The organism is Acidisoma sp. (genome assembly GCF_035492295.1).
GTDB lineage: Bacteria > Pseudomonadota > Alphaproteobacteria > Acetobacterales > Acetobacteraceae > Acidisoma.
On record NZ_DATJJK010000079.1, the window covers coordinates 1 to 17,925 of the forward strand.

Consider the following 17,925-nt stretch of genomic DNA (forward strand, 5'->3'; position numbering starts at 1 on the left):
GCAGGCCGGGGATCGCGACCTCGTCCAGATAGGCTTGGGAGCGGCCGCGATACTCGGCCGGCACGGCATGGGCCGCGAGCCAGCTGGTGCGAATGCGAACCGGGCGACGGCGCTCCATCAGCCGGGCCGCTTCCAGCATCCGGCATTCGGAAGCGATATCCAGCCCGTAGCCGGATTTGATCTCGACGGTCGTGGTGCCCTCAGCGATCAGCGCATCCAGCCGGGGCAGGCTCGCCTCGACCAGTTCCTCGACCGAGAGTGCGCGCGTGGCGGCGACGGAGGAAACGATGCCGCCGCCGGCACGCGCGATCTCCTCATAGGTCGCACCGTCGAGCCGCATTTCGAATTCCCGCGCGCGGTTGCCGCCATGGACGAGATGGGTGTGGCAGTCGATCGGCGCGGGGGTTACCCAGCGGCGGCCAAGATCGGTCACCTCCGCGCCTGCGCTGTCCGGCAGATCGGCGGCGGAACCAGCATAGAGAATTCGGCCGTCTTCCATCAGCACCGCACCGTCTTCGACGATGCCGAGGCCTTCGGCCATCGTCGCGAGGCGGGCGTTGATGAGAAGCCGTTTCATGGAGAATCTTTCAGCGCGGAGAGAAGCGCGTTCCAGCCAAGCGTCGCGCAGGAAATGCGGGACGGCACGTCAGACAGAGGCTGGAAGCAGGCGAGCGGGCTTTCCGGCGGCAAGGGCCGGCCCTTCCGCAGCGCGGCCTCGAAGGCCGCGGCCGTCGTGGCGATTTCGGCGCTGGTCATGCCGGGCACCATCTCGGCCATGAGATCGGCCGAGGCCGTGCAAATGGCGCAGGCGCGGGCGTGATAGGCGAGGGCACCGACGCGTCCGTCGGACGTGCGGGTAAGGTGCACGGAAACCCGGTCTCCGCAAAGCGGGTTCCGCGCCTCACCCTCGGCGTCGAAAACCTCCAGCCGCCCCTGGTGCCGGGGGCGGCGGGCGCGATCCATGATGGTCGCGTGGTAGATCGCCTCGGCGGTGTCGTTCGTCATGCAGCAAAGATGCGGCGGCGCGCTGGCCGCCGCAATGGCATCAGATGACGATCAGTGGAGCATCAGACAGTCGCGCCGAGCTGCCAGGGCGCGAATTCGTCATCCCCGAAGCCGATCTGCTCGCTTTTGGTGCGTTCGCCCGAGGCGATGGACAGGATGATCTCGAAGATGCGCTGGCCGCATTCCTCCACCGTCTCGGTGCCGTCGGCAATCGTGCCGCAATTGATGTCCATGTCGTCGGTTTGGCGCTCATAGAGCGGCGTATTGGTCGCGAGCTTGATCGACGGCGTGGGTTTGCACCCGAAGACCGAGCCGCGCCCCGTCGTGAAGCACAGCATATTGGCCCCGCCCGCGATCTGGCCGGTGGCCGAAACCGGATCGAAGCCCGGTCCGTCCATGATCACCAATCCCTTCTCGGTCACCTGGTCGGCGTAGCCCACGACATCCACGAGATTGGTGGTGCCCGCCTTGGCGACGGCACCGAGCGATTTCTCGACGATATTGGTGAGGCCGCCGGCCTTGTTGCCGGGGGAAGGGTTGTTGTCGATCTCACCGCCGCTGCGGCGGGTGTATTCCTCCCACCAGGTCAGACGGTCGAGCAGCTTCTGGCCGACTTCGGGGCTGACGGCGCGGCGGGTGAGCAGGTGTTCGGCACCGTAGATCTCGGTGGTTTCGGTCAGGATCACCGTGCCGCCATGGCGGACGATGAGATCGGAGGCATGGCCCAGGGCCGGATTGGCGGTGAGGCCGGAGAAACTGTCCGATCCGCCGCATTGCAGGGCGACGATGAGATTGGAAACAGGCACCGTCACGCGGGTGACGTTATTGGCCTCGGGCAGCAGTTCGAGGACCTTCGCGATGCCGGCTTCCACCGTCTTGCGCGCGCCACCGCTCTCCTGGATGACCATGGTGGCAAGCTTGGTGCCCGCCTGGATGCCACGGCTCTGCATGATCGGGCCGATCTGGTTGGTCTCGCAGCCGAGGCCGATGATGAGGACGGCGGCAAAATTCACGTGCTGCGCATAGCCCGCGATGGTGCGGCGGAGCGTGTCCATGCCCTCGCCGGCAATCGCCATGCCGCAGCCGGTTTTGTGGGTCAGCGCCACGACGCCGTCGACATTCGGGAAGTCCTTCAGCAGGCCTTCGTCCCCCGTGAAGGGATTGCGCCGAAAGGCTTCCGCCACGTAGCGCGCGGTGCCGGCCGAGCAGTTCACCGAGGTCAGGATGCCAATGTAGTTGCGCGTGGCGACGCGGCCGTCGGGGCGGACGATGCCCTGGAAGGTCGCCTGCGGCTGGATGTAGTCGGTCGGTTTCGCATCCACGCCGAAGGCATGGTCGCGGGCAAATTCGTGAATCTCGCAATTCTGCACATGAACATGGTCGCCGGGCGCGATATCGCTTTTGGCGAAGCCGATCACCTGCCCGTAGCGGAGGATGGGCTCGCCGCGGGGGATCGCCGTCAGCGCCATCTTGTGGCCGCGCGGGATGCGGCTTCCCGCCGTCACCCCGCGGTCCGGCAGCGCCGTTCCCTGCGGGATTTCGACCCGCGCGATGACGACATTGTCGAGCGCGTTGAGATGCATGGTGGAGGAAAGCGTATTCAGCATGGTTCGAATCCCTCGGCCGGCCTCGGGGGCACGGGCGCCGTTTTTATCGTGCGGCCCTCATGGAGCCGGTTCAATTGCCAATCTTGCCCCTTCGGACGGGCAGGCACCAGAGACTTATCGCAGTGTTAGCCTGCGCAAATTGGATTGGTCGGACGATCAGTCCGGTGCGCCGAGCACGGCGGCGGTATAATTCTCGATCACCTGGGAGATGGGCTGGTCGCTTGCTGCGGTCAACAGGCCGACATTGCGCAGCACGTGATCGGGGATGATGAGCCGGTCGCCGGAGGGCGCCTGTTCCGGCTGCCATAACAGCTCGCTTGAAATCGTCCGGCGACGGAAATGCAAACTGCGGACGGCGAGGCCGAAGGGCGTGTCGCTATGCGCAAGGAGCTCGTTCATCGCGGGCGTCAGCCGGTCCGGCACATACCAGTTATCGGCATCCGACAGCACGCGCCCGCCGCAGAGCAGCTGGACCCGGCGATAGCCGAGCCGCTCGCCCGCGCGCAGCGCCAGGTTGTGCCGCACCCGCTCGGGCGCAGGTTTCGGTGCCCCATGCACCCGTTCGGCGATGATTTTTGGATCGGCAGCCAGATGATAGCGGGCGCACCAGCTCTCGAGGACGAGCGTGGCGCTCGGCTCGTCGCGCAGGGCCTGCTGCAGAAGGTCAAGCCGCGCCGCCGCCGCCGCGCGGCCGGAGGGGGTCGCGGGCCAGAACGGGGCGCTCTGTTCAGCGCCCGCCATGGCCGGTGCGGTCAGGATAAGCGCGAAAGCCAGGCAGGCGGCGCGCCATGGCACTGCCTTCAGGCCGTGCCTGCGACGAATTTCTCCAGCCAGTGGATCGTGTACTCGCCCGACTGGAAGGTGGGATCGTCGAGGATGCGGCGGTGCAGGGGCAGGGTGGTCTTGACGCCGATGACCGCGAATTCGTCGATCGCGCGGCGCATGCGCGCAATCGCCTGGCGCCGGTCCGGGGCATGGACGATGAGCTTCGCGATCATCGAATCGTAGTAGGGCGGCACGCGATACCCGCCGTAGAGGGCACTGTCCACGCGCACGCCGAGGCCGCCGGGCGGGTGGTAGGTCGTGATCAGGCCCGGATTGGGAATGAAGGTATCGGGGTCTTCCGCGTTGACGCGCACTTCGATCGCATGGCCGGAGAATTGGACCGAGGACTGGTCGTAGCCCAGCGGCTCGCCGGCGGCGATGCGGATTTGCTCGCGCACGAGGTCGACATTGCAGACCAGCTCGGTCACCGGATGCTCCACCTGCAGGCGGGTGTTCATCTCGATGAAGGCGAACTGGCCGTCTTGATAAAGGAATTCAAGCGTGCCGGCATTGCGGTAGCCGAGTCCCTTGAGGGCCGAGGTGACCGTCTCGCCGAGCGCATTGCGCTGATCGGGCGTGAGCGCGGGGGAGCCGGCTTCTTCCAGCAGCTTCTGGTGGCGGCGCTGCAGGGAGCAGTCACGCTCCCCGAAATGCACGACATTGCCGTGGGAATCGGCCAGGATTTGCATCTCGATATGCCGGGGGCGGTCGAGATACTTTTCCATGTAGACGGCATCATTGCCGAAAGCGGCCTTGGATTCGGTGCGCGCGACCTGCCAGGCCTCGGCGAGTTCGTCAGCGCTGAGCGCCACCTTCATGCCGCGCCCGCCGCCGCCGGCGGCGGCCTTGATCAGAACGGGATAGCCGATCCGCGCCGCGACCTCGGCCGCTTCCGCGAGGGTCGCGAGCGCGCCGTCCGAGCCCGGAACCAGGGGCACGCCGAGGCGCTTCATGGCGTCCTTGGCCGCGATCTTGTCGCCCATCATGGTGATGTGCTGCGCGGTCGGGCCGATGAAGGCGATGCCGTGCGCTTCCACGATCTCGGCGAAGCTCGCATTCTCGCTGAGGAAGCCGTAGCCGGGATGGATCGCGTCGGCACCCGTGATGGCGGCAGCCGAAAGGATGGCGGGGATGTTCAGGTAGCTGTCGCGCGCGGCCGGTGGCCCGATGCAGACGCTTTCATCCGCGAGGCGGACATGCATGGCGTCGGCGTCGGCGGTGGAATGCACGGCGACGGAGGCGATCCCCATCTCTCGGCAGGCGCGCTGAACCCGGAGGGCGATTTCGCCGCGATTGGCGATGAGGATTTTTTTGAACATGTCAGGTCAGTCCAGAATCATCAGGACTTCGCCAAACTCCACCGGAGTTCCGGCGCCGACAATGACTTGGGAGATGGTGCCCGAACGCGGTGCCTTGATCTGATTGAAGGTCTTCATCGCCTCGATCAGGAGAAGCGTCTGCCCGGCTTCCACGCGCTGGCCGATGGAGACGAAGTTCGGGCTCTCCGGATCGGGGGAAAGATAGGCGACGCCGACCATCGGGCTTGTTACCGCGCCGGGATGGCTCGCATCGAGTGCCGCAGGGGGCACCAGGACGGCCGGAGCCGGGGCCACCGGCGCGGCGGCTGGGGCGGCCGCCTGCGGGGCCATGGAATAGCTCACCGGGGCTGGGGCGCGCGCGATGCGGATGCGCCGGTCCTTCTCGGAAATCTCGATCTCGCTCAGGCCCGTTTCGTCCAGAATGGCCGCGAGTTCGCGAATATCCTCAGGATCAAATGACAGCCGGTTCATTGGCCCCCCTCCAGAATCCGTGCCATCGCGATCAAACCCAGGGCGTAGCCATGTGTTCCGAATCCGCAAAGCACACCCGTTGCAATTTTTGAGATGTAAGAGTGATGCCGGAATTGCTCCCGGCGGTGAATATTCGAGATATGCACCTCGACCACGGGCAGTTCGGCGCTGAGCAGCGCATCCATGAGCGAGATGGAGGTATGGCTAAGTCCGGCCGGATTGATCACGATCCCACTCGCGCGGCCGCGGCATTCCTGGACCCAGGAGATGAGCTCGCCTTCGCTGTTGGTCTGGCGGAAATCGATCGCAAGACCCAGCCCCTCGGCCGTCTCGGCACAGAGCTGCTCGACATCGTCAAGCGTCGCTGAACCGTAGACCTCCGGCTGGCGCAGCCCGAGCATGTTCAGGTTGGGGCCGTTCAACACGGCGATCAGGGGCAGGCTCATGACGCCGGGGCTAGCATAGGCCAGGGGCGGGGCCAATGGCTTGCGTCGGATCTTGCGCCCTCTGCCATGAAATCAGATGACCTCGCAGCTTTCCGCGAAGGTCAGGCGCGGGTTGCGCGGGCCTTCCACGGGCGCGGCATAGCCGAGGCTGAGCAGGAAGTTGGCGCGCCAGCCGCGGCCGTCGAGAAAGAGGGAATCGACCTTGGCGGCGTCGAAACCAGACATCGGCCAGCAATCAAGCCCGAGCAGACGGGCGGCGAGGATGAGGTAGCCGCCTTGCAGACTGCCGTTGCGCACGGCGGTTTCAAGCGAGAATTCATCGTTCCAGGCGAACCAGCTGCGGGCGTCCTCCGCCTGCGGGTAGAGACGAGGCAGGAAATCATAGAAGGAGGGGTCGTAGGCGACGATCGCGGTCACCGGCGCGGTCATCACCGCCTCGACATTGCCGTGGTTCAGCGCCGGACGCAGGCGTTCGCGCGCTTCCTGGCTGCGCACAAAGACGAAACGGGCGGGGGAGCTGTTGGCCGAGGTCGGGCCGAGTTTCACGAGGTCGTAAAGGTGCTGGAGAGTTTCCTCCTCTACCGGCCGATCCGTCCAGGCGCGCGGCGTACGGGCATGGAGGAAGGCGCGGACGAGTTCGGGGCTTTCCAGATCGTAGGGAAAGGTTTTCGGCGGCAGCTGTTCGGCCGGTCCGGCATCGTCGGGCACCGCGAGATCGGCCGCGATCATCGCCTCGCCGATCGAGGGCTCTTGGGTTACCGATGCTTCGGTCACGGGCGCTTCGGTCACGGGCGCTTCGGGCGCAGGCACGGCGTCGTGGCGGGGCTCCGCTGCCTTCTCCACCTCCGTCTTGCCGTTATGCTCAGTCACATCCGTCATTCGCCCATCCCCAAACCTCAAGCGGCGGCTTTGATAGCACGCGTTCCCGAGGGATCAACGGGGCCCCCGGGCAGGCACGCCTTATTCGGCGGCCATCTTCGGCGTGGGCTCGGTCATCGCGACGGCACGGTTAAGGTCGACCGAGAGCAGGCGGGAGACGCCGCGCTCCATCATCGTAACTCCGTAGAGACGGTCCATTCGCGCCATGGTGTGATGGTGATGGGTCACGACCAGGAAGCGTGTGCCGGTCTCCTTCACCACCTCGTTCAGCAGGGTGCAGAGCCGCTCCACATTGGCGTCGTCCAGCGGCGCGTCGACCTCGTCCAGCACCGCGAGGGGGGCGGGATTGCTGCGGAAAACCGCGAAGATGAGGGAGAGAGCGGTCAGCGCCTGCTCGCCACCCGAGAGAAGCGAGAGGGTGGAGAGCTTCTTGCCCGGCGGCTGGGCGAAGATCTCGAGCCCGGCTTCCAGCGGATCGTCCGAGCCCACGAGCGCCAGATGTGCCCGGCCGCCGCCGAACATGCGCGCGTAGAACATCTGAAAATTCTTATCGATTTCGGTAAAGACGGCGGAAAGCCGCTCCCGCCCTTCGCGGTTGAGATGGCCGACCGACCCGCGCAGCTTGGCGATGGCGGCGACGAGATCGCCCTTCTCGCGGTCCATGAGTTCGAGCTGACGGGTGATCTCCTGCACTTCGGTCTCGGCGCGCAGGTTCACGGGGCCCATTTCGTCCCGTTCGCGGGTCAGCCGCTCGAATTTCCGGCGTGCTTTCTCCTCGGCATCCAGGCTGGGTTCACCCTGGATTTCGGGGAAGGTCGGATCGGTGCCGAGGCGCTCCAGCACCCGTTCCGCGACCGTGCCCCAGGCATGGTTCGCCTGCTCGACCGCGCTCTCCGCGCGGACGAGGTTTTCACGGGCCAGCGCCTGGGCGGTTTCGGCCGCGCGGGAGGCCTTTTCGGCGGCGCGGGATTCGGCTTCCGCCTGGCGCAGCCTTTCGGCGATGCTGCGATGCTCGGTCTCGGCCTCGGCGAGAAGGGCAGCCTGGGCCGCACGGTCGGCGGCGAGCTTCTCCGGCAGGGCCGCAAGGGAAGAATGTTCCGCCTGGGCTTCCTGCTGGCGTTGGCCGAGTTCGGCGATATGGCTCTGCGCCTCCGCCGCGCGCTCGGCCCAGCCCTGGCGCTCACGGGCCAGGGATTCACGGCGCTGCATGCGGCTGGTGCCGTCCCGCAGCAACCCGTCATGGCGGCTGCGGCTGTCGCTTTCCTCGCGACGGGCAAGCTGCTGCGCACTGCGCGCGGCTTCCACTTCGGCGCGCATGGTGGAGAGGTCGGGGAGGGCAGCCGCCTCGTCGCGGATTGCGACAAGCGCTGCATCCGCTTCCTGGCGCTCGGGCTCCGCCGCTTCGAGCTGGGAGACGACGCCGGCGAGACGCGCTTCCGCCGCCGCCGCGCGGGTCGTGAGTGCGGCCGCGGTATGGCGCAGCCGCTCGGCGCTCTGGTCCGCCTCGCGCCGGGCCGTGCGGGCGGCCTGTTCCTCGGCGACGCCGGCGCGGTCCGCGGCCTGGGCCGCTTCCTGGATGCTGCGCGCTTCCTGGGCCGCGGCATCGGCGGCCGCACCCTCCTCGCGCAGGCGGCGCAGCCGGTTGCGCTGGGTCAGGCGCACGGTCGCCGCCGTCGGCGTGCCAGCGCGGACCGTATAGCCGTCCCAGCGCCAGACGCCGCCTTGTTCCGAGACGATCACCTGGCCGGGGCGGAGTTTCGCTTGCAGATCGGGCGCGGCCTCGGCGGGGGCCAGCAGGATATGGGCAAGGGCGCGCGCCAGTGATGGCGGGCCCTGCACCGCCGTGCCCAGGGGCGTGCAGCCTTCGGGCAGTGGCGCCTCGGCGTCGAGCGGCGGCAGTTCGCGCCAGCTGCGCGCGGCATCCTTGCCGGCAGCCGCGCTCAACTCTTCGCCGAAGGCAGCACCGAGGGCCGCTTCCAGGCCGGCGGGCACGGTCAGCTCGTCCACGAGTTGCGGGCCGGATTGCGTCTGCCCGACGCTCAACACTTCGTTCAGCGCGCGGATCTCGGCGCGCAGCCGGGTCGCGGTTGATTCCGCCGTATTGGTTTTTTCCCGCGCGGTCGCGAGTGCGGCCTGGGCCGCGACACGGCCGCGCTCGGCCGCTTCCAGCCGCGCCGCCGCGGCTTTGCGCGTTTCCTCAGCCGCCTCAGCGGCGGCGCGGGCTTCGGCGAGCTTCTCGGGCGCGATGAGATCCTGGGACAGGCGGTCGCGTTCGACGGAGAGGCGGGCAACCTGTTCGGTCACCCGGCGGGCCCGCTGCTCGGCCTGGGAGAGACGGCCCGACAGCGCCTGGGCGGTCGCGGTCAGTGCCGCATTGCGCTCGGCCGCGTCCTGGGCGGCCGTCTCCGCCGCCCGGGCTGCTTCGGCCGCGCGCAGCATGCCGGCCTCGGCGGCGGCGAGTTTGTCTTTCGCCTCACTCTCCGCCGTGGCGAGCACGGCGTCCTCGGCGGCGAGGCGCGCTTCCGCCTCGGCCGCGTCCCGCATCATGCCCTCGGTCCGGCCGAGATCGCGGTTCGCCTGTTCCAGCCGCTGGGTGGCAGCCGAGATGGCTGCCTTGGTACGATTCTCCTCGGCGACCAGATGCTCGGTCGCGACGCGCTGGCGTTCGAGGGCCGTGCGCGCATCGGCCTCCGCCTTGCGCAAGGGCGGCAGGATGTCGCTGCCCGCGCCATGCGCCTGTTCGGCGGCGCGATTGGCGGCGGCAGCTTCTTCCACGGCCCGCTGGGCGGTGGCCAGCGCCGCTTGCGCGGCGGTGCGCGCGCGTTCCGCCCGGAGATGCTGGATGGCGAGGAATTCCGCCTCGGCGCCCCGGATGAGGCCAGAAATATTACGATATCGCGCCGCCTGGCGGGCCTGCTTCTGCAGGCCCTGAAGCTGGATCTCCACCTGGCCGCGCATATCCTCGGCGCGCTGCAGATTGGCTTCGGCCCCGCGCAGCTTCAACTCGGCCTCGTGCCGGCGGGCAGAGAGGCCGGCGATGCCGGCGGCTTCCTCCAGAATCTGCCGCCGTTCCTCCGGCTTGGCGCCGACGATGGCGGCGACCCGGCCCTGGCCCACCATGGCGCAGCTGCGCGCGCCACTCGCCATGTCGGCGAACAGCGTCTGCACGTCGCGCGCCCGCACCTCGCGCCCATTGAGGCGATAGCCGCTGCCGGAGCCGCGCTCGATCTTGCGGGTGATCTCGAATTCGGATTGCTCGTGGTTAGGCGGCGGCACCATGCCCGCCGCGTCCTCGAGCGTAACCGTCACCTCGGCGAGATTGCGCGAGGCGCGCGAGGTCGTGCCGGCGAAGATGATGTCGTCCATCTCGCCGCCACGGAGGCTGCGGGCATTGCCTTCGCCCATGGCCCAGCGCAGCGCATCGACGATGTTCGACTTGCCGCAGCCATTGGGACCGATAATGCCTGTGAGGCCCGGCAGGATGTCCAGGCTGGTCGAATCAGCGAAGCTTTTGAACCCCGCGATGCGCAGTCGGGCGAGCCGGGCCGGCATGCGCGCTCCCTTACCCGGCCAGACCGATGGCGGAGACGAAGTCGCTGTAGCTCATGTCACCTGCCTGGGTCTTGCCCTTGATGAGGAAGGAGGGGGTGGCTTCGATATTGTACATCTTTTCGTCCGCGACCTGTTGGGTCTGGATCCAGTTCTTGAGAGCGTTGTCGGCCACAGCCTTCTGGAAGGTGTCGTGGCCCATGCCGGCCAGCGCCGCCATCTTCCAGAGTTCATCCGTGTAATTCACGCCGGGCGCGAAGGCCCAGGTATCCTGGCTCGCGAAAAGGGCGGTCACGAAGGGGTAATACTGGTCGTTCGGCAGGTAACGCGCAACCATGGCGGCTTCGAGCGCCACGGCATCCAGCGGGAAGTCGTGATAGACGATGCGGAGCTTGCCCGGCTTGACAAGCTTGTCCATCACCTCGGGCATCGTCGTCATCGAGAAATGCGCGCAATGGGTGCAGGTGAGGGAGAAGAACTCCTCCACCGTGACTGGGGCATTCGCCGCGCCGATGGAGCGTGGGCCTTCAGTCGACGGAGTGCCGGCCGCCCCGGTGCTGTCGGCGAAGCTGATGGCCGGAAAGGCGCTGGCGCCGACCAGGGCGGCACCGGCGGCGACGAAAGAACGGCGAGAGATCATCACGGCAACCTTCAATATCTTGTGGTGGATAACAGATCGACCAACTAGCTGTCGATATTTCTATGGATTCCGACGGCGTTGGCACGTCGGCTCAACGGGGTTTGTGCCGGTTCGCGACCGCCTGTCCAAGCCGCGCCAAAGCATCGTGCAAGGGCCCGGGTTCGAAGCCAGGAAGGCTCGGTGGCGGCGCGCTCGGCGGCGGGCGGCGGGGGGTTGGCGGCAGGGTGGAGAGGTTCGTGACCGGCACGAAGCGCAGGCGCTGGACCACGGCACTGTCGCCGCTCTGCCCGAGATGGGTGTTCAGCCGCTCGATCAGTTGGGTCGAGAGATGCTGCAGCTCCATCGCGACGGGGCCCTGGCAACCGATGGTGAGCGTTCCGGCCGAGAGTTTCTGCGGCACGGTGCGGGGCCCAAGCGTCGGACCCATGATGTCCATCCAGTCCATCATGATCTGGGCGGCGGCCGGCGAACGGCGGCGGTAGCCGGCGCGGGTAACGCGCGCGATGAGGCCGCCGATCGGGCGCATGGAGAAGCTGCGGATGTCCGGCGGCGGCGATTCCCCAGCGGTCGCTTTGCCCTTGGCCTTGCCCGTCGGCTTGCTCTGGGACGGTCCCGGCGTCATCTTCCCCGCCGTGCCGTCCTCCCGCTCCTCGTCCGCCATGCGCTCTTCGCCCTCCGTCGCGCGCCTGCTCGACTGGTACGCGCGGCATCGCCGCAGCCTGCCCTGGCGGGCAGAGCCTGGCGAGACCGCGGATCCCTATCGCGTCTGGCTGTCCGAAATCATGCTACAGCAGACGACGGTCGGCGCCGTCATCCCCTATTATGAACGTTTTCTAAGCCTGTTCCCCAGCGTCACGAATTTGGCGGCGGCCGCGGATGACCGGGTGATGGCCGCCTGGGCGGGCCTTGGTTACTACGCCCGCGCCCGCAATCTTGTTGCCTGCGCGAGGGCGGTGGCGGAAAGGGGCGGCGCCTTTCCCGCTGATATCGACGGGCTGCGGGCCCTGCCTGGCATCGGAGCGTATACCGCCGCTGCCGTCGGCGCGATCGCCTTCGGCCTGCCGGTGGTTCCGGTGGACGGCAATGTCGAGCGGGTGATGAGCCGCGTCTGGGCGATCGACACACCCTTGCCCCAGGCACGGCCGCTGATCCGCGCGCGGGCGGCGGCGCTGATGGAGCAGGAGGCGGCGCGCTGCGCGCCGTCCGACACCGCCCAGGCCCTGTTCGACCTTGGCGCCACGCTCTGCACGCCGACGACTCCGGCCTGCGCCCTCTGCCCCTGGGCCGAAACCTGCGAGGGTCGAAGGCAGGGCATCGCCGCAGCCCTGCCGCGCAAGGCTCCGAAAGCCGTAAGGCCGCGCCGCCATGGCGCGCATTTTTATCTCGCGGACGAGGAAGGGCGGGTTTTGCTGCGCCGCCGCCCGGCCAAGGGGCTGCTCGGCGGCATGGTGGAAATTCCCGGCACCGCGTGGCGGGCCGACCCATGGACGCTGGATGAGGCACTGGCGCAAGCCCCGGTGCTCCAGGCCGGCTGGGTGAAGCGCGGCACGGTGCGCCATGTCTTTACCCATTTCGAGCTGCTGATCGATGTCTACGCGGCCCATGTCGCCTCCGTTCCCACAGGGGCAATCGACACGGGCTATCTCTGCGCCGCAGGCGATCTCGCCACGCAGGCCCTGCCGAGTCTGATGGCAAAATGTCTGACTCTGGGCCAAAACACCCGGGCGGAGGCAGCGCCTGCCGCCGACTACTCTGCCGACCTTCTCGTTTAGGGAGCGAACCCCATGAAAACCCGTGCCGCCGTCGCCCGCGCCAAGGCGCAGCCCCTCAGCATTGAAACGGTGGATCTCGAAGGCCCCCGTTCCGGCGAAGTGCTGGTCGAGGTCAAGGCCACCGGCATCTGCCATACCGATGAATTCACCCTCTCGGGCGCCGACCCGGAAGGCATTTTTCCGTCCATTCTCGGGCATGAAGGCGCGGGCGTGGTGGTGGATGTCGGACCCGGCGTCACCAGTCTGAAGAAGGGCGACCACGTCATTCCGCTCTACACGCCGGAATGCCGCCAGTGCGAATATTGCCTGAGCCGCAAAACGAACCTTTGCGTTGCTATCCGCTCGACCCAGGGCCAGGGGCTGATGCCGGATGGCACCTCGCGCTTCTCCTGCGATGGCGAGCCCATCTACCATTACATGGGCACCTCGACCTTTTCGAATTTCACGGTGGTACCTGAGATCGCGCTCGCGAAAATCCGCGAGGACGCGCCCTTCGAGAAGGTCTGCTACATCGGCTGCGGCGTTACCACCGGCATCGGCGCCGTCATCAACACGGCGAAGGTGGAGCCGGGTGCCAAGGTCGTGGTCTTCGGCCTGGGCGGCATCGGCCTCAATGTCGTGCAGGGTGCGCGGCTTGCGGGCGCCGAGATGATCGTGGGTGTGGACCTCAATCCCGGCCGCGTGCCGATGGCCGAGAAATTCGGCATGACGCATTACGTCAATCCGAGCGAGGTCGAGGGCGATCTGGTGCCCTATCTCGTCAGCCTGACCAAGGGCGGCGCCGATTACAGTTTTGAATGCATCGGCAATGTGAAGGTGATGCGCCAGGCGCTGGAATGCGCCCATCGCGGTTGGGGCAAATCCGTCATCATCGGCGTGGCGCCCGCGGGTGCCGAGATCAGCACGCGTCCGTTCCAGCTCGTGACCGGCCGGCAGTGGCTGGGCACGGCCTTCGGCGGCGCCCGCGGACGGACGGACGTGCCGCGCATCGTTGACTGGTACATGGACGGCAAGATCAACATCGACGATCTCATCACCCATGTCCTGCCCTTCGAGCAGATCAACGAGGGGTTTGATCTGATGAAGCGCGGCGAGTCGATCCGGACCGTCGTGACCTACTGATGCCGCTCGCGCCGGCGGGGATTCAACCCCGCCGGCCGCGCCGCAAGGGCGCCACAGCTTTCGGCGGCTTCGCCCCCTCGGGCTGGCTGGCCGCTTCCACCGCCTCAACCCCCGAGTCGGGTGCTCCGCGCGAAAATTCCTCGGCCAGGATGAAGCCGACGCCCAGCAGCACGGGGCCGAGGAAGACGCCCAGGATGCCGAAGGCCAAGGCCCCTCCGAGCACACCGAACAGCGTCAGGATGAAGGGCAGATGCGCGCCACGGGCGATGAACCAGGGCCGCACCAGACTGTCCGCGATCGAGATGCCGATGCCGCACCAGACGGCCAGTGCCAGGCCCGCGACATCCGAGCCCGAACTCAGCAGCCAGATCGCCGCCGGCACCCAGATCAGTGCGCCGCCGCCCGGCACCAGGGAGAAAAAAGTGCCGGCCAGGGCCAGCGGTGCCGCATTGGGCACGCCGCTGGCCCACAGCCCCATGCTCAGCATGATGCCCTGCACCAGCGCCGTTCCGAGAATACCGTAGACCGCCCCACGCACCGTGGCGCCCACGATTCGCAGCAGCCGCTCAGCCTGGGTACCGATGAGGCGGTAAAGGATGCCGGCGACGCCGCGCGCCAGCCCTTCGCCATAGATGAAAAAGAAGAAGGCGATGAACAGGGCCAGGCCCATGCGGACCACGCCATCGGTGATCGCCAACAGAAGGTGCAGCCCCTCCTTCGCGGCGATCCCCATATAGGGATGCACCGCGCTCAGCAGGCTTTCGAGATCAGCCGACCAGTGGTTCCAGACATCGGCGATGGTCGGGCCGAACAGCGGCAGCGCCGACACCCAGGGCGGCGCGGGCGGTAGGCCGAAGATCAGCATCTCGTTGATCATGCGCCGCAGATTGACCGCGTTCTGGAGGCCGCTTTCGGCGATCAGCGTCAGCGGGAGCAGAATGACCACGGCCGTCAGCACGATCATGGCCAGAGCGGCGACAGCACGCGGCAGGTGCAGGCGGGTGCGCAGCCAGCCGTAGATCGGCCAGGTAGTGAACGTGAGGATCGCCGCCCAGGCGATGGCCGCAATAAAAGGCTGCAGCACGGTGAAACATCCGGCGATCAGCGTTCCGAGGAGCACCCAGATCAGCAGTCTTTCGGTCACGGGGCGCGGAATCCTTGCAGCGGGCGGCGGGTGCCCGCTCTGTTACATCAAATTTCAGGCTTGCGGCAGCTGCGCAGGAAGCGCCCTTGCCGGTCGCTCTGCCTCGGCCGAGACTATGGTCAATCGACGACCCCAGCAAAGGAGAGGGACATGACGCCACTGGTATCGACCTCCTGGCTCGCTCAGCACCTGGACGATCCCAAGCTCGTCGTCTGTGACGGCTCCTTCTACCTGCCCCATGACCCGCGGGACGCCCAGGCGCTCTTCGTGGAGGCGCGCATCCCCGGCGCCCGCTTCTTCGATATCGAGGCGATCAAGGATACGGGGTCCGACCTGCCGCATATGTTGCCGCGGCCGGAGGCCTTCGCTGCCATGATGGGCGCGCTCGGCATCGGCAATGACAGCAGGATCGTCTTTTACGACCAACTCGGCCTGTTCTCGGCCGCACGCGGCTGGTGGATGATGCGGGCGATGGGGCACGACAAGGCCGCCGTGCTGGATGGCGGATTGCCGAAATGGCGCGCCGAGGGGCGGCCGGTCGAAAGCGGCGCGCCAAGCGCCCCGATACCCGCGCAGTTCACGCCCGCTTTCCGGCCCGAGCGGCTGCGCGACCTGAGCAGCATGCAGGGCATCGTCGCCGATGGTTCGGCACTGATCCTCGATGCCCGGCCCGCTGGCCGCTTCTTGGGCACGACGCCGGAACCCCGCGCCGGCATGCGCGGCGGCCATATGCCCGGCGCGCACAATATTCCGTTCAACGAATTGCTGGCGGCCGACGGCACCATGCTTCCGCCCGAACAGCTGCGGGCGCGGTTCGCGGCGGAGGGCGCCGACGGCAGCCGCCCGGTGGTGACAAGCTGCGGCACCGGCGTCACGGCGGCGGTGCTGACATTGGGCCTTGCCGCTGCGGGCTTGCCCGAAGGCGCGCTTTATGATGGGTCTTGGACCGAATGGGGCGGCCGCCCCGACACTCTCGTGGAATCCGGAAACGATGGCTGACAAGGACGACGCGCTGCCCGCGGAGCAGCGCTTTGCGACAAAACTGACCCAGCTGGGCCGCCCGGGCGCGCGCGTCCACGGCTTCGTCAACCCGCCCCTGGTGCGCGGTTCTACCGTGTTGCACCCCGACCTTGCCCATCGCAGCAGCGAGGGTGCGCGTCGCTACGAACAGGCGATGGTCTATGGCACTCATGGGACGCCCACTCATTTCGCGCTAGAAAACGCGATTGCCGAAATCGAGGGCGGCAGCCGTTGCCAGATCGTCTCCTCCGGCCTGGCCGCCATCACAACCCCGCTGCTCGCCTTTCTGAAGACCGGCCAGCATCTGCTGGTGCCGGACAGCGTCTATGGCCCGACGCGCCGTTTCTGCGACGGCATGCTCGCCGCTCTCGGCATCGTCACGACCTATTACGATCCGCTGATCACGGCGGCGGACCTCGCTGACCTGTTCCGGCCGGAGACGACGGTGCTCTTCCTGGAAAGCCCGGGCAGCCACACGTTCGAAGTGCAGGACGTGCCGGCGCTGGCCGCCCTCGCCCACGACAAGGGCGCCGTGGTGATGTTGGACAACACCTGGGGCATCCATTTCTTCCAGCCCTTCCGCCATGGCGTCGATGTTTCCATCCAGGCGGCGACGAAATATATCGGCGGCCATTCCGACATCATCCTCGGCGCCGTAACGGTCGCGACCGAGGAGAATTGGCGGCGCCTGCGCGATGCGGCGACGGCACTCGGCCAATATGCGAGCCCGGATGACTGCTGGCTGGCCTTGCGCGGCATCCGAACGCTGGGGGTGCGGCTGCGCCACCAGATGGAGCAGGGGCTGCATATGGCGCGCTGGCTGGAAGCGCGGCCCGAAATTGCGCAGGTGCTGCACCCGGCCCTTCCCGGCGCGCCGGGGCATGATTTCTGGAAGCGGGATTTTTCGGGCGCCTCCAGCCTCTTCGGCGTCGTGTTGCGCCCCGAATTCGGCGAGGACGCCGTCTCCGCCATGATTGACGGCATGACCCTCTTCGGCATCGGCGCCTCTTGGGGCGGCTATGAAAGCCTCATCCTGCCGACCTCGGGCACCATCCAGCGTAGCGCCGGCACCGGCGCTTTCGGCGGCGAGATCATGCGCCTGCATATCGGGCTCGAGGATCTGGCGGATATCAAGGCCGATCTCGAACGCGGTTTCGCGCGGCTGCACGAGGTTTCCGGTGTCTGAGTTTTCCCAGGCGGCCATCGCCGAGGCGCTGACCGCCATCAGCTTCAACGATGACGGGCTGGTGGCCGCCATCGCGCAGGCCGAGGGCACCGGCGAGGTGCTCATGATGGCCTGGATGAATGCCGAGGCGGTGACGGAGACGCTTTCCACCGGCCGCGTCTGCTACTACAGCCGCAGCCGGGGAAAGCTCTGGCGCAAGGGCGAAAGCTCGGGCCAGATCCAGCGGCTGGTGGAACTGCGCGTCGATTGCGACGGCGACACGCTGCTGCTGATCGTGGATCAGACCGGCGTCGCCTGCCACACCGGCAGGCGGTCCTGCTTCTACCGCGCCGCCCGGCCCGGGGGGCTCGTCACCATCGCCGAGCCGGAGGTGTCACCCGAAGCGCTGTATGGTCATCCGCATAGCCACGGCTGAAGGCGGGCCTCAGCCCTTCTTTTTCTTCTTCTTGCCCTCGCGCGCGATCTGGGTCGGTGCCGCGCCGCCCTTCGCCCGCTCGAGCACGAATTTCGCGTAATCATCCATATCGCCGTCGAAGGGCGTGACGGTGCCGTCGGCCGCCAGCCACAGACGGTCGGCGACCAGTTCCATCAGCGAACGGTCATGGGTGATGAGGATGACCGCGCCCTCATAGTCATTCAGCGCGTCGAGCAGGGCGCGGCGGCTGTCGATGTCGAGATGGTTGGTCGGCTCGTCGAGGATCAGCAGATGCGGCGCCGCCTGGGCCACGAGGTTGAGCAGCAGTCGTGCCCGCTCCCCGCCTGAGAGATCGAAGATCGTCGTCTCCTGCTTGGAAAAGGCCAGGCCCCATTGCGCGAGGCGGGAGCGGCGGGCGGACTCGCTGATCTCCGGCAGCGCGCGGCGGACGATCTCCAGAGGGGTATCGTCGGGGTCCAGCGCCTCGATCTGATGCTGGTGGAACCAACCGACCTTGATGCGGCC

The 17,925-nt window shown here is 67.4% G+C and carries 17 protein-coding genes and 1 pseudogene; 5 read left to right on the top strand and 13 right to left on the bottom strand.

Annotated features, from left to right (window positions below; all coding sequences use genetic code 11):
- From VL752_RS05680 to VL752_RS05730, 11 genes and pseudogenes are all read right to left on the bottom strand, one after another.
- Nucleotides 1-577: pseudogene (locus VL752_RS05680) on the bottom strand (imidazolonepropionase); the annotation flags it as partial.
- The gene (gene sufU, locus VL752_RS05685; RefSeq protein ID WP_325353034.1) at nt 574-1,005 is read right to left on the bottom strand and encodes a Fe-S cluster assembly sulfur transfer protein SufU; all 432 of its coding nucleotides are present in this window, start codon (nt 1,003-1,005) and stop codon (nt 574-576) included. The gene sufU and the pseudogene VL752_RS05680, both read right to left, overlap by 4 nt.
- Before the next feature lie 62 nt (nt 1,006-1,067).
- Nucleotides 1,068-2,612, bottom strand: a complete 1,545-nt coding sequence (locus VL752_RS05690) for a UxaA family hydrolase (RefSeq protein WP_325353036.1) — start codon at nt 2,610-2,612, stop codon at nt 1,068-1,070.
- Between the two features lie 156 nt (nt 2,613-2,768).
- Nucleotides 2,769-3,407 carry a hypothetical protein gene (locus VL752_RS05695; protein WP_325353038.1) on the bottom strand — a complete coding sequence of 213 codons (639 nt, stop codon included), beginning with the start codon at nt 3,405-3,407 and terminating at the stop codon, nt 2,769-2,771.
- A gap of 5 nt (nt 3,408-3,412) precedes the next feature.
- On the bottom strand, nt 3,413-4,756 hold the full coding sequence (gene accC / locus VL752_RS05700) for an acetyl-CoA carboxylase biotin carboxylase subunit (protein WP_325353040.1): 1,344 nt from the start codon (nt 4,754-4,756) through the stop codon (nt 3,413-3,415).
- Nucleotides 4,757-4,762: 6 nt separating this feature from the next.
- Complete coding sequence (gene accB, locus VL752_RS05705; protein WP_325353042.1) at nt 4,763-5,227, bottom strand: acetyl-CoA carboxylase biotin carboxyl carrier protein; 465 nt, start codon at nt 5,225-5,227, stop codon at nt 4,763-4,765.
- A complete protein-coding gene (gene aroQ, locus VL752_RS05710; protein ID WP_325353044.1) occupies nt 5,224-5,673 on the bottom strand; it encodes a type II 3-dehydroquinate dehydratase in 450 nt (149 codons plus the stop codon). The genes accB and aroQ overlap by 4 nt, the downstream gene beginning before the upstream one ends.
- Nucleotides 5,674-5,745: 72 nt before the next feature.
- The gene (locus VL752_RS05715; RefSeq protein ID WP_413788762.1) at nt 5,746-6,324 is read right to left on the bottom strand and encodes a malonic semialdehyde reductase; all 579 of its coding nucleotides are present in this window, start codon (nt 6,322-6,324) and stop codon (nt 5,746-5,748) included.
- A gap of 309 nt (nt 6,325-6,633) precedes the next feature.
- Nucleotides 6,634-10,104, bottom strand: coding sequence for a chromosome segregation SMC family protein (locus tag VL752_RS05720; RefSeq protein ID WP_325353048.1), 3,471 nt, complete (start codon nt 10,102-10,104; stop codon nt 6,634-6,636).
- A gap of 10 nt (nt 10,105-10,114) precedes the next feature.
- Entirely contained in the window at nt 10,115-10,741 is a 627-nt protein-coding gene (locus tag VL752_RS05725) for a thioredoxin domain-containing protein (protein WP_325353050.1), read from the bottom strand.
- A gap of 91 nt (nt 10,742-10,832) precedes the next feature.
- A complete protein-coding gene (locus tag VL752_RS05730) occupies nt 10,833-11,402 on the bottom strand; it encodes a DUF721 domain-containing protein (RefSeq protein ID WP_325353052.1) in 570 nt (189 codons plus the stop codon).
- Between VL752_RS05730 and VL752_RS05735 the strand changes: the two genes are divergently transcribed.
- Together VL752_RS05735 and VL752_RS05740 are read left to right on the top strand one after the other, a co-directional pair.
- Nucleotides 11,401-12,513 (top strand): A/G-specific adenine glycosylase, encoded by a 1,113-nt coding sequence (locus VL752_RS05735; protein ID WP_325353054.1) that lies wholly within the window; start codon nt 11,401-11,403, stop codon nt 12,511-12,513. The two genes, VL752_RS05730 and VL752_RS05735, sit on opposite strands and share 2 nt — an antisense overlap.
- A 12-nt stretch (nt 12,514-12,525) precedes the next feature.
- Complete coding sequence (locus VL752_RS05740) at nt 12,526-13,635, top strand: S-(hydroxymethyl)glutathione dehydrogenase/class III alcohol dehydrogenase (RefSeq protein ID WP_325353056.1); 1,110 nt, start codon at nt 12,526-12,528, stop codon at nt 13,633-13,635.
- A gap of 22 nt (nt 13,636-13,657) precedes the next feature.
- On the opposite strand, the gene VL752_RS05745 is transcribed toward VL752_RS05740, so the two are convergent.
- A complete protein-coding gene (locus tag VL752_RS05745; protein WP_325353058.1) occupies nt 13,658-14,779 on the bottom strand; it encodes an AI-2E family transporter in 1,122 nt (373 codons plus the stop codon).
- A gap of 150 nt (nt 14,780-14,929) precedes the next feature.
- Here VL752_RS05745 and sseA point away from each other — a divergent pair, with 150 nt between their 5' ends.
- From sseA to hisI, 3 genes are read left to right on the top strand one after another with little or no spacing between them, the layout of a single operon-like run.
- Nucleotides 14,930-15,778 carry a 3-mercaptopyruvate sulfurtransferase gene (gene sseA, locus VL752_RS05750; protein ID WP_325353060.1) on the top strand — a complete coding sequence of 283 codons (849 nt, stop codon included), beginning with the start codon at nt 14,930-14,932 and terminating at the stop codon, nt 15,776-15,778.
- A complete protein-coding gene (metC, locus tag VL752_RS05755) occupies nt 15,771-16,985 on the top strand; it encodes a cystathionine beta-lyase (protein ID WP_325353062.1) in 1,215 nt (404 codons plus the stop codon). The genes sseA and metC overlap by 8 nt, the downstream gene beginning before the upstream one ends.
- On the top strand, nt 16,978-17,400 hold the full coding sequence (gene hisI, locus VL752_RS05760; RefSeq protein WP_325353064.1) for a phosphoribosyl-AMP cyclohydrolase: 423 nt from the start codon (nt 16,978-16,980) through the stop codon (nt 17,398-17,400). Before metC ends, hisI begins: the two co-directional genes overlap by 8 nt.
- Nucleotides 17,401-17,409: 9 nt before the next feature.
- On the opposite strand, the gene VL752_RS05765 is transcribed toward hisI, so the two are convergent.
- On the bottom strand, nt 17,410-17,925 hold a 516-nt coding region (locus VL752_RS05765; protein ID WP_325353066.1), incomplete at its 5' end, for an AAA family ATPase.

What these genes read in the sequence shown, in the direction of transcription:
- sufU (WP_325353034.1), bottom strand. Translation starts at nt 1,005, where the DNA reads ATGACGAACGACACCGCCGAGGCGATCTACCACGCGACCATCATGGAT.
- VL752_RS05690 (WP_325353036.1), bottom strand. Translation starts at nt 2,612, where the DNA reads ATGCTGAATACGCTTTCCTCCACCATGCATCTCAACGCGCTCGACAAT.
- accC (WP_325353040.1), bottom strand. Translation starts at nt 4,756, where the DNA reads ATGTTCAAAAAAATCCTCATCGCCAATCGCGGCGAAATCGCCCTCCGG.
- accB (WP_325353042.1), bottom strand. Translation starts at nt 5,227, where the DNA reads ATGAACCGGCTGTCATTTGATCCTGAGGATATTCGCGAACTCGCGGCC.
- aroQ (WP_325353044.1), bottom strand. Translation starts at nt 5,673, where the DNA reads ATGAGCCTGCCCCTGATCGCCGTGTTGAACGGCCCCAACCTGAACATG.
- VL752_RS05720 (WP_325353048.1), bottom strand. Translation starts at nt 10,104, where the DNA reads ATGCCGGCCCGGCTCGCCCGACTGCGCATCGCGGGGTTCAAAAGCTTC.
- VL752_RS05725 (WP_325353050.1), bottom strand. Translation starts at nt 10,741, where the DNA reads ATGATCTCTCGCCGTTCTTTCGTCGCCGCCGGTGCCGCCCTGGTCGGC.
- VL752_RS05735 (WP_325353054.1), top strand. Translation starts at nt 11,401, where the DNA reads ATGCGCTCTTCGCCCTCCGTCGCGCGCCTGCTCGACTGGTACGCGCGG.
- VL752_RS05730 (WP_325353052.1), bottom strand. Translation starts at nt 11,402, where the DNA reads ATGGCGGACGAGGAGCGGGAGGACGGCACGGCGGGGAAGATGACGCCG.
- VL752_RS05740 (WP_325353056.1), top strand. Translation starts at nt 12,526, where the DNA reads ATGAAAACCCGTGCCGCCGTCGCCCGCGCCAAGGCGCAGCCCCTCAGC.
- sseA (WP_325353060.1), top strand. Translation starts at nt 14,930, where the DNA reads ATGACGCCACTGGTATCGACCTCCTGGCTCGCTCAGCACCTGGACGAT.
- metC (WP_325353062.1), top strand. Translation starts at nt 15,771, where the DNA reads ATGGCTGACAAGGACGACGCGCTGCCCGCGGAGCAGCGCTTTGCGACA.